Genomic DNA, 13,951 nt, shown 5'->3' on the forward strand with positions numbered 1-13,951 from the left:
ACTATGCACCATCACGACGACGAGTTCAGATTACATACGCCTGAATTCAATGAACTTCATAAAAAACTCGACAGGCGCAGGTTTTTGACCAAAACATCCCTTGGACTGGGGGCCCTGGCAATGGGGTCGCTGTTCGGGATCGACAGGCTTTACGGATCGGTATCTAAACCCGCGGCTGCTTCTCCCGCCGCATCCCTGGAAGAAGATATCCTGAAAGCGCTGCCGCATATTGCCCACAAAGCCAAAAGAGTCGTGTACTTGTTTATGAGCGGCGGTCCGTCGCAGTTTGAGACGTTTGATTATAAACCAAAGCTGATCAACCTCGCCGGCCAGAACCTCCCGGATTCGGTACGCAAAGGACAAAGACTGACAGGCATGAGTGCCAATCAGAGTGCACTGCCGATGGTACCGTCTATCTATAAATTCAACCAGCACGGCAAAAACAATACTTGGGTAAGTGAACTGCTGCCCTATACCGCCAAAGTTGTGGACGATCTTTGTATCGTGAAATCCATTTACTCGGAAGCAATCAACCACGATCCGGCCATTACATTTTTTCAGACCGGAAACCAGCTGCCTGGCAGACCGTCTATTGGCTCCTGGGTAAGCTATGGCCTGGGATCTGACAATAACAACCTGCCCACTTTCATTGTATTGGTATCCAAAAATGCACCTAAAGACCAGCCGCTGTATGCCCGACTGTGGGGAAATGGTTTTCTGGAATCCAGGCATCAGGGAGTACAGTTCAGATCAGGAAAAGACCCGGTGCTTTTCCTCAACAATCCGGATGGTTACGATGGAAACGACCGGAAGGAAATGCTGGAATATCTTTCCAAGCTGAACCATTTGCAAAACGATACTTACGGCGATCCTGAGGTAGATAACCGGCTTGCGCAATATGAAATGGCATTCCGGATGCAGACTTCTGTGCCGGAAGTCATGGACACGTCCGACGAGCCGGAGGAGGTTTTTGAACTCTACGGCCCCGACAGCCGTGACTCCGGTAGTTATGCCGCCAATTGTATACTGGCGCGGAAACTACTGGAAAAGGATGTGAAATTTGTTCAGCTCTATCACCAGGGCTGGGACCAGCACGGAGACCTGCCGAAAGGAATAGCACAGCAATGTAAAAATACCGATCAGGCCACAGCAGCTCTGATCATGGATCTCAAACGGCGCGGACTACTGGACGATACTTTGGTGATCTGGGGAGGCGAATTTGGAAGGACTGTTTATTCTCAAGGCAAACTCACGGCCGACGACTACGGACGCGATCATCATCCGCGCTGTTTTACGATGTGGATGGCTGGCGCTGGCGTAAAGCCTGGAATCAGTTATGGAGAAACGGATGATTTCAGTTACAACATCATCAAAGATCCGGTTCACGTCCACGATTTCCATGCGACATTGATGCATTTAATGGGCGTCGACCACGAGCGGCTTACCTACAAATTCCAGGGCCGCCGGTTCCGGCTTACGGATGTTCATGGTAATGTGGTTAAGGATATTTTGAGTTAGGAATTGCCGTGATCTTGAAAATCCAGCTCCTTGTCTATCTTTGAAAAATGAAAACCTTTGAAACAATTCGGGAAGCCTTTGACTGGTGGATAAAAAATGTTTACCCCGATTTACCTGCCGAAACAAAAAAAGGTCGACCGGTTACGGCGTGGAGGGACTACACACATAATCTTGGTATTTCCGAAACAAGAATGAAAGAAATACTTTTGGAATACGGGAATTTCGAGATAAAAACAATTATTACATATAAGCCTTAATTGGCTTATATTTTTTACCTAATATTTGTTGGATACTCAACAAATATTAGGTAGCTTTATTAGCGAAGACCAACTAACTTATCAAACATTAACAAAAATCTTATGAAGCACACACGTGAGGAATATTCGAAAGAAGATGAAGCAAATATCGTAACGCTATTGAATGACGAAATAGAAGAAATTTTCGCCGCTTTTGGAAGTGCGAAAGAGATGCAAGAAATTTTGTGGTGGATGCTTTATTATACCTTGTCCAATCCCAACAATGAAAACGACAGGGACGATGATGATAAAAACCTTTTTTTCTATTACCGCATTTGTCATCTGATCAATGCCATTGAAAATTACCGCAACAAATTAACCACTCCCGCATAATCCAGCAGATTACCATTTACCAGCTCAGCCTTTATTTTATACGGATAGGTTCCTGCCGGGGTGAGCATTCCCTGGTAAGTTCCGTTCCAGCCATTGGCTGGGTCGGAGGCAGAAAAATTCTCCCGCATCCAAATCACCTGGCCCCAGCGATTGTAGATAAACATCTGCCTGATCTGCTTCACACAACTGTTCCCATAAATAAAAAACACCTCGTTCTGGCTGTCCTGATTTGGAGAAAAAGCGGCCGGTATTTCAACACCGCAGGGTTTAACATAAATCTGGACTCTGCCCTCCTGCTTGCAAATTTTGTCCTTATCGGTCACTGTGATAGTATAAATCGTCGAAATGGGCGGCGACGCCCAGGTCTCGGGACAATTGGTGCAGGAAAGATCGTTCGCAGGCAGCCAAGAATATAAAAAATCAGTTGACGGGCTCGTATCAATCCCAACTTGTACACTATCTCCCTGAACCATTGAGAATACCGGAATAGTATTGAGATCGATTTTAATAACCTCGAGAATAGTGGTTACCACACTGTCGCAGCCCGTAATCTGCGCAACGTTACGGACATACGTACCAGATGTAGCATAGGTAGTGTCGCCGACGGTAACGGTTTCACCTTCGCAAATGGTAAGGTTCTGTGTAAATCGGGATACCGGGTTCACTTTTAAATTCAAAGTAACGGTACTGTCACATACGTTGCTCTTGCTGATATTCCTGATGAATGTGCCGCTGGTACGATAAACCGTGTCCCCCAAAGCGACTTCTTCGCCCTCACAAATTGTCCGGGAAATTTGAGCCGAAGACTGTTTAAATTCAATGATATAGTCCAGCTGAAAAGCGCAGGATTCATCGAGACTTGCGAGCGGCAACAGTTTGACGTTGTATTTGTCTCCCAGATTGGCCTTTACCTTGATACTTCTGGTGGCTGCGCCCGTATTCCAGAGGTAGCTACCAAAACCTTCGGGTGCATTCAATGTCATGTCGCCATTTTCGTCAGGGCAGGAACTGTTTTCCGTAATCGCCGTACTCAGGCATTTAGCATCGAAATATGCATACCCAAAATGCCCCCGTTGGGTACAGCCGTGGGCAGTAACGACGATTTTGATGCTTTTACCAATGTAGTTTCTGAGATCGATCGCGCCGGTTGTCCAGTTTCGATATTGAATATCCCCCACCGTCTGAAAACCATCAACGGTATTAGTCCCCTGCAATTGAATGTCGTAGGTGCTGCAAGGCAGTTCGCCCCCGTTGCTATCTAGGATCTGAATATTGAAGCCGGGTTTTTGATACGCTTCGTGGTTACCCCCACCGCCCTGCCCGCTACCTGTATTCTGCAATAAAACAGCAAAGCTGTATTGAAAAAGGGTATTGTCCCCGGTGACAATATAGTTAGTCGAAATTCTAGAAAAATGCGTACCGGTAGCTGTATTCCCGATCCTGATAGAGTGTGCACTACCTGGTGCTACCATCGGGATCGCGCCGATTTTAGGATCATTTCCATCACTGAGACTGGTGATATAATGTTCCCCGTTTTGCGTCCCGTTCATTTCGTTCAGATAAACTACCTTCTGATTGTTGTCATCAACGGTACCGTAAGTCATGGTCCAGCCTGAAATGGCGCCGGTTTCAAAACCGATGTTGGCGCAATCAACCTGTGCCCATGAAGCAGTCCAGCTCAGGCCGGCAATGCCCAATACTGTTATAAATTTTTCCATAGGATTCCAGCGTACAACATTAGCTGATACGCTGAAAGCACAATCGCCGTTGCATAGTTTTCAGATGATTATAGCAATTCTGTTGTACAGATTCTGGTATAGGTAAATATAAAGGAAAAACATACTTAGTCATTTGCGTGCCCGCTCCGTTGAGCTTGCCTTAAAATCGTATTTATTTGATCCACAAACCAAAAACTACTACAAATTGAGTAAACGAAAACCAAATAGTTTGTATTTTTACTCAATTTATCAACTTCCGCAATACAGAAATTAATGACTAAGCAAAGGTTTGAATACATAGACGCGTTGCGCGGCTGGGCAATTTTCGGTGTAATAATTGCTCATGCTGGCAGTATCACGAAAATCGGTGGTATTCTAGGCAGGCTCGCTGTTGTCGGAAGCTCCGGGGTTTATCTCTTTTTTGTCATCAGTGCCTTCACGATTTTTTACTCTCTCGACAAACATAGAGAAAGGGAGAATAAAGTAAGAGATTTTTTCATCAGGCGGCTTTTTCGAATAATCCCTGTATACTGGATGGGCATTTTTCTTTACACAGTAGTATATGGGCTGCAGTCGAGAGGCTGGCGAGAGGGCCCGGAATTATGGCACTATCCCACGCATTTTTTACTGGTTAATGTGTTGCATCCGCTTACATCAAGTTCAGTCGTTCCCGGCGGCTGGTCAATAAGCTGTGAAGTCCTGTTTTATGCGTTGGTACCGTTTCTTTACTATCGGTTGAAAAGTACACAGGACATCATAATATTCGTGTTCATATCTCTTACGATTATTCCAATCATCTCGAACCAGCTGGACAGAGTACTTAGCCCAATCCTTTTCGGTGATATAGATAAAATCACGTTAAAGACATTCTGGGTTAGATGGCTCCCCAGTCAGCTTGCATGTTTCGGCTTTGGGATATTGTTAACCAAGCTTGTCAATATGCCGACTCTGGTGGAAAAACTAAGTGACAAAAGGCGAAATGTGGGCTTGATAGTGCTGCTATCCGCATTACTGCTTTTACCGATACCAGGATTTCTGCTGATCGCCAAGCATCATGTACACGCATTTATTTTCATGTGTCTGGCCTTTCTTCTTTCTATTCGTCCCTGGCAGTTATTGGTTAATTCCGCTACCATTTTTCTTGGTAAAATCAGCTTTTCATGCTATTTATTACATTTTTTGGTACTGAAACAAATCACCAACATGGTTGAATTCTATTTACCAGCTCTGAAATCCAACGCAGTGCTTTATTTTGTTTTCGTTACCGTACTCGCGTTGATCCTGACGGTCCCTTTGGCCTGGTTAAGCTATAAATACATAGAAACGACTGCCATTAATGCAGGAAGAAACCTCATTGATCATCTGAACAGAAGCAAGCGTAATCAAACAATAGAAGTGTAATTACCGTGAAAATAATAAAAAAGCACTCAGAAATTCTGAGTGCTTTTTTTAATGGTGATCCCGTTGTGATTCGAACACAAGACCTACTGCTTAGAAGGCAGTTGCTCTATCCAGCTGAGCTACGGGACCGATACTAAAAAAATAAGGCAGTCAACAGTATCTGCATACGGATTGACTGCCTTTTGTCGGGGAGACAGGATTCGAACCTGCGACCCTCTGGTCCCAAACCAGATGCGCTACCGGGCTGCGCCACTCCCCGAGTTTTTTACTTGCTAAGCTGAGTCTTAATTTCGTCAATTATCAGCTCCTCTTGTTACTTTTTAGATCGGTGTAGAGGAAGCGGGATTCGAACCCGCGGTACCCTTGCGAGTACGGCAGTTTAGCAAACTACTGGTTTCAGCCACTCACCCATCCCTCCTTCTTTCCGTTCTGGGTTGCAAATATAGAAGGTTGCCGTTCAGAAAAGCAAACATTTCCTTAAAAAAACTTTACCAAACGCTACAAATGCCTATTTTTGAAAAAGTTTAAATTACCCAAAGCGTTCATTATGAACTGGAATTACCCGTTTGATACTACTGAATATTTATTTATATTTTTTTTCATACTCGTTTACGTTGCCTACATTATCCGTACAGTCCGCGTCGCCAGACAATTACAAACTACCGCCCGCACACTTATTATCAAGCTCTTTTTAAGAAGCATCACTTTCGCATTACTGATCATCAGTCTGCTCGGGCCTTCCTTCGGAGAGACGGATCGGGAGATCCAGGCCAAGGGAAAAGATATCTTTCTGGTCGTGGATCTTTCCAAATCTATGGATGCTGCGGATGTAACCCCTTCCCGGCTGGAAAAAGTAAAATTTGAGTTGAACAGGTTTGTACAAAATGAAAGATCAAACCGGATCGGGATCGTTATCTTTTCGAATGATGCATTTATCCATGTTCCCCTCACCTACGACCGCGCTGCTCTGGAACTTTTTATCCAATCTCTTCAAACTGACCTCCTGCCCACCAGCGGCACCAACATTTGCGGAGCTTTGGAACTTGCCTTCAGTAAGCTGATGAATGCCGCCGATCCGACGGGGCGTTCAAAAATGATGGTAATTTTTACGGATGGAGAAAACGGTTCAGCCTGCAGCAATACCCTTTATAACAATATCCGCAGGTTTGGAGTAGGGGTATACTCGGTGGCGGTGGGAACCAAAATCGGCATCAGTATCCAGCAAAACGGGAAGCAGCTCATGGATGAAAATGGAAAACTCGTGATCAGTAAAATGGACGAAACTTTCCTGAAAGGGCTGGCGGCGGCTACAAGGGGCTCCTATTACGAACTAAACAACACCAAAAACGACGTTCACAAGCTCATTACAAATATTGATCAGGCAGAAGGCACCTTGGTAGACTCCCGGACTGTGACCGTAGTGAGCAACAAATACTATTATTTTCTTGGTGCCGCTTTAATACTGATCCTGCTGGACGTTTTAATTACCATCGGAACTTTCCGACTGTGAAGATCAATTCCTATTTTTGCGTCTCAATGTGAACCCGTATGACCGCAATTATTCTTTATGTCCTGCTCTGGCTTTGGGATAACCGAACATTCGATTCGATTACGAAATCCAATCAGCGCAAACTGGCGGCAGAACAGGCATATAACGATAACCGGTTTTCAGAATCGGCAAAGCTATATCAGCAAATTACTTACGGATCACTCTTCTCTGATCCCGCTGCAAGATTAGATCTGGCGCATTCCTACTACCGGATGGGGGATTTTAAGCTTGCTCTGAAACATTATCAACTACTGAGCGGAATTGATAATAATACTATCGCATCAATCGCAAACAGCCAGATTGCGTTGATCATGGTAAATCAAAAAGATACGGCCAGTGCTTTAACAAGCCTCAAAACTGCTTTGCGCCTGGAACCCGGAAACAATCTTGCCAAAACAAACTATATCATCCTGAAAAAGACGTTTTCCGGAATCGAAAAACCTTCTGACCTCAATTCACAAAAACAAAAATCGAACCGCCAGGCTTTAAGGGAAAATCAACAGGAAAACCCGCAGCCAAAACCGGAAACGATGGAGGTTGAAGAAGATATCAAAAAAGAAGAATTACTGAAGAGCCTCAAAGCAATGAATATGTCGGAAGATCAGGCCAGGGCCATACTGGATGCTATGAAATCGAACGAATCACAATATATTTACCAGCTCAGAAGGAAACAGTTTAAAAAGAAAACCGGTCAGACGGCAAAAATAGAATGGTAATTTTACTCTAAACTGATGAACAGCATACCAGAAACAAATTTTCAATTCCCTGGTCAGACGGGATTTTACAAGGGAAAAGTAAGGGACGTATACGCATTTGAAAAACGTCTTGTTATGGTGGCCAGTGACCGTATTTCGGCTTTTGACGTGATACTTCCCAGGGCAATCCCGTACAAAGGACAGGTATTGAACCAGATCGCCGCACATTTTTTGAATGCCACCTCGGATATTGTCCCCAACTGGCTGCAGGAAGTACCGGATCCGAATGTAAGTATCGGTATCAAATGTCAGGCATACCCTGTTGAAATGGTTGTGCGCGGATATCTGGCCGGACATGCATGGCGCGAATACGCATCGGGTAAAAGATCTGTTTGCGGCGTCTCGCTTCCGGAAGGTTTAAAGGAGAACGACAAATTACCGGAACCGATCATCACCCCGACCACCAAGGCTCACGAAGGCCATGATGAAGATATTTCGCGGGAGGAAATCCTGAAACAAGGGCTGGTCAGCGAGGACGAATATGAGCATCTTGAAAGATATACCCTGGCATTATTTGCAAAAGGCACGGAAATGGCCGCAGACCAGGGCCTCATTCTTGTGGATACCAAATATGAGTTCGGACAGCTGGATGGTACTATTTACCTGATCGATGAAATTCATACGCCGGACTCGTCCCGCTATTTTTATAAAGACGTCTATCAGGAAAATCAAAGTGCCGGCCTTCCGCAAAAGCAGCTTTCAAAGGAGTTTGTCAGAGAATGGCTGATCGAAAATGGCTTTCAGGGAAAAGAAGGACAAACCGTGCCGGTGATGGACGATGAAAGGGTACAACTGATCTCAGATCGCTACATAGAGCTTTTCGAAAAGGTGACCGGGAATAAATTTCAAAAAAATAATCTTGATAATCCTCTGAAACGTATTGAAAACGCGATTTTAAGGGCTTTGTAAAAATAAACTGTTAATATTTTATTCAAACTATTGTTGGTCAAAACAACACTTGAGATGAACTATAAACTGGAGAAAAAAGAACAATACGTATACATTGATTTAGAAGAAACCGCATTTGCGGATGATATCCCGGCCAATTTTGAAGACACAGCGAGGTCCCTTTTCCGGGAAGGTTACCATAGCCTGATCGTTAATATGCAGACTGTAAAATCGGTGGATGCTGCCGGTACTACAATACTTAAAAAGGTGAACAGACTTTGCGCAAATGACCTCGGGCTGCTTGTGGTGGTGACAAAAGATGATGATTTCATTGACCTGCTTGAATCATTAAAGATCGCCGACCTTAATATTTTACCTACAAAAGAAGAAGCTATCGATGCCATTTTCATGAACAACCTGGAAAATGAATTCGGGGCTGGGGATGATGATTATGACGACGAAGATTATGAAGGTGTAAGCGAATCCAAGGAACCATAAAAACAAAAGTTCCGGTCGTTGTCAAAACGTCTCATTCTTACGGATGGGACGTTTTGCTTTTATTATTATCAGTATTTTTTTATTATTTTTAAATAAGAGTCTTTTTGAAACCGCTTTGATTTGGTACCGAACAGGTGACTATAATTCTCGATAATACCGTTGTTTTTACATTATTATCAATATTTCTATAATAATTGTAAATAAACAACCAAAGTAAGGTATGCGTAGAAAATTTTGCCATTCCCTTATTACACCAAATATTTTTTATGGTTATCTTGCGAGGCTTTACCCTATTCATTATACAATAGCGTTTTGGCGCAAATTTTAAATTGCTTATTTAAACAGATTCTATTTACGAATTTGTAAATCACTCTACAATCTTCGATTAATGTCGCAAATGTCTGAACCAATGGTAGAAAATCAGGGACTTTACCGTCCGGAATTTGAGCATGATGCATGTGGTATAGGTTTCCGGGCTAACATCAAAGGCCGCAAATCACACCAGATCGTGGCTGACGCTATCCACATGTTAGAACGCATGGAACACAGGGGCGCTACCGGTTTTGACCCGAACACCGGCGACGGTGCCGGGATTTTGATACAGATTCCTCACGAATATTTCGTTGAAGAATGTTCGAAGTTGGGATTTCAGCTTCCACAGGCGGGCGGATATGGCGTCGGAATGATTTTCTTTCCAGGTAATGAAACCATCCGTGAAGAATGCCGTGACATACTGAACCGCAAGATCAAGAAATTAGGGCTGCACCTGATGGGTTACAGAAAAGTACCTACTCTTAACAACACATTGGGTGAAGGATCACTTTCGGTGGAACCGCATGTTGAACAGGTTTTCATCAAACGCCCTGATGATGGCTCCGATGATCTGAGCTTTGAAAGAAAGCTTTACATTCTACGCCAGGCCTCTTCGAGATTGATTAAAGATACAGTGAAAGGCGGAGCAGGTTTCTATTACTCTTCACTTTCCTGCCGTACGATATCCTATAAAGGACAGCTTACAACTGCCCAGCTAAAATATTATTTCCCGGATCTTGAAAACGAATCTGTGGTTTCCGCGCTTGCTGTGGTACACTCCCGTTTTTCAACCAATACCTTCCCTTCCTGGGAGCTTGCTCAGCCTTTCAGATACATTGCCCACAATGGTGAGATCAATACTGTAAAAGGTAATGTGAACTGGATCCGTGCCGGAGAAAAGTCATTCTCTTCGGAGTTTTTCAGCAAGGAAGAAATGGATATGGTACTCCCGATCTGCGACCGTAACCAGTCCGACTCCGCCAACCTTGACAATGCCATTGAATTGCTGCACCTCTCGGGCCGCTCGTTACCACATGTAATGATGATGCTCGTTCCCGAAGCATGGGACGGCAATGAACAAATGGATCCTGAGAGAAGGGCATTTTACGAATATCACGCAGCGATCATGGAGCCCTGGGATGGTCCGGCGTCCATTTCTTTTACCGATGGCAAAATGGTAGGTGCTACACTTGACCGCAATGGTCTGCGCCCTTCCCGCTATTGGGTGTTGGACGATGATACCATTATTATGGCATCGGAAGCCGGAGTACTGGAAGTGGATCAGGCCAGAGTTGTGACCAAAGGCCGTTTGCAGCCCGGACGTATGTTTGTCGTTGATATGGAACAAGGACGCATTATTCCTGATGAAGAGGTAAAAGCTGCCGTTTGCTCTGCACAGCCTTATCAGAAATGGCTGGATGAAAATAAACTGCACGTAGACCAGCTTGATCACCCGATCCGGACTTATCGGGCTTATGAGGAAAATGCATTACTGAAACGTCAGGTTGCATTTGGGTATACTTCGGAAGACCTGAGAATGATCCTGGCGCCTATGGGCCAGACTGGTGCCGAGGCGATCGGTTCTATGGGTACTGACGTTCCTCTGGCTGTACTTTCGGAGCAAAGCCAGCATTTATCCAACTATTTCAAGCAGCTTTTTGCACAGGTAACCAATCCTCCCATCGACTCGATCCGTGAACGTGCCATCATGTCGCTGATCTCTTTTGTAGGTGGAACGGAAAATATATTGACCGAGACACCAAAGCATTGCCGACAGATCGCTTTGCCGCACCCTATTCTCTCGGTCCATGAGTTTGACAAACTTCGTTTTGTAGATAAAGACGGTTTCCAGGCAAAAACCATTAACACTTATTTCCGTGCTGACGAAGGCGGAAAAGCTTTGGAAAGAGCTCTCGAGCGGATATGCAGGTATGCTACGGACGCGATCGATGATGGTTTTGAGATCCTGATCCTTTCCGATCGCGCTATCGATTCTGATCACGCACCAATTCCTTCGTTGCTGGCTACCGCTACTATTCACCACCATTTGATCCGTGAAGGGCTGAGAGGGAAAGTAGGGTTACTTGTGGAAGCAGGTGACGTGTGGGAAACACATCATGTGGCAACGCTGATCGGTTACGGAGCCGCCGGTATCTGCCCGTACATGGCTTTCGAGACCCTTTCTTACATGAACCGCAAGGGCATGATCGAGGAAGGACTTACTGATGATAAATTACATTACAACTACGTAAAAGCGGTCAACAAAGAATTGCTGAAGATTTTCTCCAAAATGGGAATCTCTACATTGCAATCTTACCAGGGAGCGCAGATATTCGAGTGCGTGGGTCTCAACAAGGATGTGGTTGACCGTTATTTCACAGGTACTATTTCACGCATCAGCGGAATGGGCATTTCGGAAATTGCACGAGAAATCCTGGTCCGCCACAAAATAGCCTATCATGAGTCTCCTGATAAAAAACCGAAATTGGAAGTAGGTGGTTTTTATCAATGGAAACAACGCGGAGAGGCACATATTTTCAATCCGCAGTCTGTCCACTTATTACAGCAATCGACTAAAAACAACAGTTACGAGCAGTTTAAGAAATTCTCGAAACTGATTGATGATCAAAGTCACAAAGCATTAACATTACGCGGCCTGCTGCGCTTCAAAAAAGGAAATTCTATTCCGATTGAAGAAGTGGAACCAGCCGAAAATATATTCAAGCGTTTCGCAACAGGCGCGATGTCGTTTGGCTCGATCTCATGGGAAGCGCATACTACCCTTGCGATAGCGATGAACCGCATAGGTGGGAAATCCAATTCCGGCGAAGGTGGTGAAGATGAACTTCGTTACAACCCGCTGCCGAATGGTGATAGTATGAATTCCCAGATCAAGCAGGTTGCCTCGGGCCGTTTTGGTGTAACCAGCCATTACCTGAGCAATGCGGGAGAATTACAAATTAAAACTGCACAGGGTGCAAAGCCGGGCGAAGGAGGGCAATTACCGGGTTTTAAAGTAGATGACTGGATCGGACGCACGCGTCACTCGACTCCGGGAGTAGGACTTATTTCCCCGCCGCCTCACCATGATATTTACTCGATTGAGGATTTGGCCCAATTGATCTTTGACCTGAAAAATGCCAACCGTCAGGCTCGTATCAGCGTAAAACTGGTATCAGAAGCAGGAGTTGGTACGGTAGCGTCCGGTGTTGCAAAAGCACATGCAGACCATATCCTGATCTCCGGCTACGATGGAGGAACAGGAGCATCTCCATTAAGTTCTATCCGTCACGCCGGATTGCCCTGGGAACTTGGTTTGGCGGAAACGCACCAGACATTGGTTAGAAACAAATTGCGCGGACGTGTTACTGTTCAGGCTGACGGTCAGCTTCGTACAGGTCGTGACCTTGCCATTGCAGCATTGCTCGGTGCCGAAGAATGGGGTGTTGCCACCGCGGCCCTTGTAGCAGCCGGCTGCATCATGATGCGTAAATGCCATTTGAATACATGCCCTGTCGGCGTAGCAACCCAGAGGAAGGAATTGCGTGCCTTGTTTTCAGGAAAGCCTGAGCACGTGGTGAACATGTTCACTTTTATGGCAGAAGAGCTTCGCGAGATCATGGCACAGCTTGGGTTCCGTACCGTTAATGAAATGGTAGGACAGGCTCAATACCTCGAATTGCGCAATGATATCAAGCATTGGAAATATAAAAACCTCAATTTCGATGCGATCCTTTATAAGGAAGGTGACCTTTCGGTGGCCCAGTTCAAACAGGAAGAGCAGGATCACGGATTGTCAACCATTATTGACTGGGATTTGATGAAAGCGGCCCAGCCTGCCCTCGAAAATCAGGAGGAAGTTTACGGAGAGTTTACACTGAACAACCTGAACCGATCGGTTGGTACCATGCTTTCCAACGAAATTTCTAAAAAGTACGGTGGCGTAGGATTGCCAAAAGGCAATATCCACTTCAAATTCCGTGGTACTGCAGGTCAGAGTTTCGGCGCATTTAATACGACCGGTCTCCGCCTTGAACTGGAAGGGGATGCCAATGACTATTTCGGAAAAGGACTCTGCGGTGCTGAGCTGATCGTCTACCCCGACCGTGATGCAAAGTTCAAACCGGAAGACAACATCATTATCGGTAACGTGGCGTTCTACGGAGCTACATCCGGGGATGCTTACATCAGAGGTACCGCTGGCGAACGTTTCTGCGTACGTAACTCAGGTGCAAAAGTGGTTGTGGAAGGTGTCGGTGACCATGGTCTTGAATATATGACCGGCGGACTTGCCGTGATTCTGGGCGAAACGGGCCGCAACTTTGCGGCAGGTATGTCCGGAGGGGTTGCTTATGTTCTTGACAAATCAGGTGATTTCCGCGAAAAAGTGAATATGGAAATGGTTTCCCTGGATGCTTTGAATGAGGAAGACGAAGGTATTCTTCGGGAGTTTCTTGAAAAACATTTCCAGTATACAACCAGTAATATCGCATTCCAGCTGTTGCAGGACTGGAGCGAGTCGGTAAAACAATTTGTAAAAGTGTTGCCGGCCGATTTCAAAAAAGCACTGGAAGGACGGGGAGTTACGCTGGCGCAGCAAATTGCTGATAAGAACGTAGTATATAAAGACATCGTCGTTGACGTCGTTCATCAGTAAGCAGAAGTGGCTTCTTCAGAATAAGC

At 45.2% G+C, this 13,951-nt stretch carries 10 protein-coding genes and 3 tRNA genes; 9 read left to right on the forward strand and 4 right to left on the reverse strand.

Annotated features, from left to right (window positions below):
- The first annotated feature begins 3 nt into the window (after positions 1-3).
- From FBF61_RS23270 to FBF61_RS23280, 3 genes are all read left to right on the forward strand, one after another.
- On the forward strand, positions 4-1,518 hold the full coding sequence (locus tag FBF61_RS23270; RefSeq protein ID WP_138481935.1) for a DUF1501 domain-containing protein: 1,515 nt from the start codon (positions 4-6) through the stop codon (positions 1,516-1,518).
- A gap of 47 nt (positions 1,519-1,565) precedes the next feature.
- Positions 1,566-1,775 carry a hypothetical protein gene (locus FBF61_RS23275; protein WP_138481937.1) on the forward strand — a complete coding sequence of 70 codons (210 nt, stop codon included), beginning with the start codon at positions 1,566-1,568 and terminating at the stop codon, positions 1,773-1,775.
- Between the two features lie 102 nt (positions 1,776-1,877).
- Complete coding sequence (locus FBF61_RS23280) at positions 1,878-2,147, forward strand: hypothetical protein (protein ID WP_138481939.1); 270 nt, start codon at positions 1,878-1,880, stop codon at positions 2,145-2,147.
- Here FBF61_RS23280 and FBF61_RS23285 read toward each other — a convergent pair.
- Positions 2,117-3,865 (reverse strand): T9SS type B sorting domain-containing protein, encoded by a 1,749-nt coding sequence (locus tag FBF61_RS23285; protein ID WP_229215181.1) that lies wholly within the window; start codon positions 3,863-3,865, stop codon positions 2,117-2,119. The genes FBF61_RS23280 and FBF61_RS23285 overlap by 31 nt on opposite strands.
- Before the next feature lie 273 nt (positions 3,866-4,138).
- On the opposite strand from FBF61_RS23285, the gene FBF61_RS23290 reads away from it, so the two are divergent.
- Positions 4,139-5,266, forward strand: a complete 1,128-nt coding sequence (locus FBF61_RS23290) for an acyltransferase family protein (protein ID WP_138481941.1) — start codon at positions 4,139-4,141, stop codon at positions 5,264-5,266.
- 52 nt (positions 5,267-5,318) lie between these two features.
- On the opposite strand, the gene FBF61_RS23295 is transcribed toward FBF61_RS23290, so the two are convergent.
- The 3 genes from FBF61_RS23295 to FBF61_RS23305 all read right to left on the reverse strand — a co-directional run bounded on the left by FBF61_RS23295 (position 5,319) and on the right by FBF61_RS23305 (position 5,684).
- A tRNA-Arg gene (locus FBF61_RS23295) sits at positions 5,319-5,395 on the reverse strand.
- 56 nt (positions 5,396-5,451) lie between these two features.
- Positions 5,452-5,525: transfer RNA gene (locus tag FBF61_RS23300), tRNA-Pro, on the reverse strand.
- Positions 5,526-5,597: 72 nt separating this feature from the next.
- A tRNA-Ser gene (locus FBF61_RS23305) sits at positions 5,598-5,684 on the reverse strand.
- Positions 5,685-5,813: 129 nt separating this feature from the next.
- On the opposite strand from FBF61_RS23305, the gene FBF61_RS23310 reads away from it, so the two are divergent.
- The 5 genes from FBF61_RS23310 (at position 5,814) to gltB (ending at position 13,925) form a co-directional block, all read left to right on the forward strand.
- Complete coding sequence (locus FBF61_RS23310; RefSeq protein ID WP_138481943.1) at positions 5,814-6,776, forward strand: vWA domain-containing protein; 963 nt, start codon at positions 5,814-5,816, stop codon at positions 6,774-6,776.
- A gap of 38 nt (positions 6,777-6,814) precedes the next feature.
- A complete protein-coding gene (locus FBF61_RS23315; protein WP_138481945.1) occupies positions 6,815-7,531 on the forward strand; it encodes a hypothetical protein in 717 nt (238 codons plus the stop codon).
- Between the two features lie 15 nt (positions 7,532-7,546).
- On the forward strand, positions 7,547-8,479 hold the full coding sequence (locus tag FBF61_RS23320; RefSeq protein WP_138481947.1) for a phosphoribosylaminoimidazolesuccinocarboxamide synthase: 933 nt from the start codon (positions 7,547-7,549) through the stop codon (positions 8,477-8,479).
- A gap of 54 nt (positions 8,480-8,533) precedes the next feature.
- Positions 8,534-8,956 (forward strand): STAS domain-containing protein, encoded by a 423-nt coding sequence (locus FBF61_RS23325; protein WP_138481949.1) that lies wholly within the window; start codon positions 8,534-8,536, stop codon positions 8,954-8,956.
- 388 nt (positions 8,957-9,344) lie between these two features.
- The gene (gene gltB, locus FBF61_RS23330; RefSeq protein WP_138481952.1) at positions 9,345-13,925 is read left to right on the forward strand and encodes a glutamate synthase large subunit; all 4,581 of its coding nucleotides are present in this window, start codon (positions 9,345-9,347) and stop codon (positions 13,923-13,925) included.
- Positions 13,926-13,951: the final 26 nt, after the last annotated feature.

The sequence above is a fragment of the Dyadobacter bucti genome, from assembly GCF_005869225.1.
In the GTDB taxonomy this organism is placed as follows: Bacteria; Bacteroidota; Bacteroidia; order Cytophagales; family Spirosomataceae; genus Dyadobacter; species Dyadobacter bucti.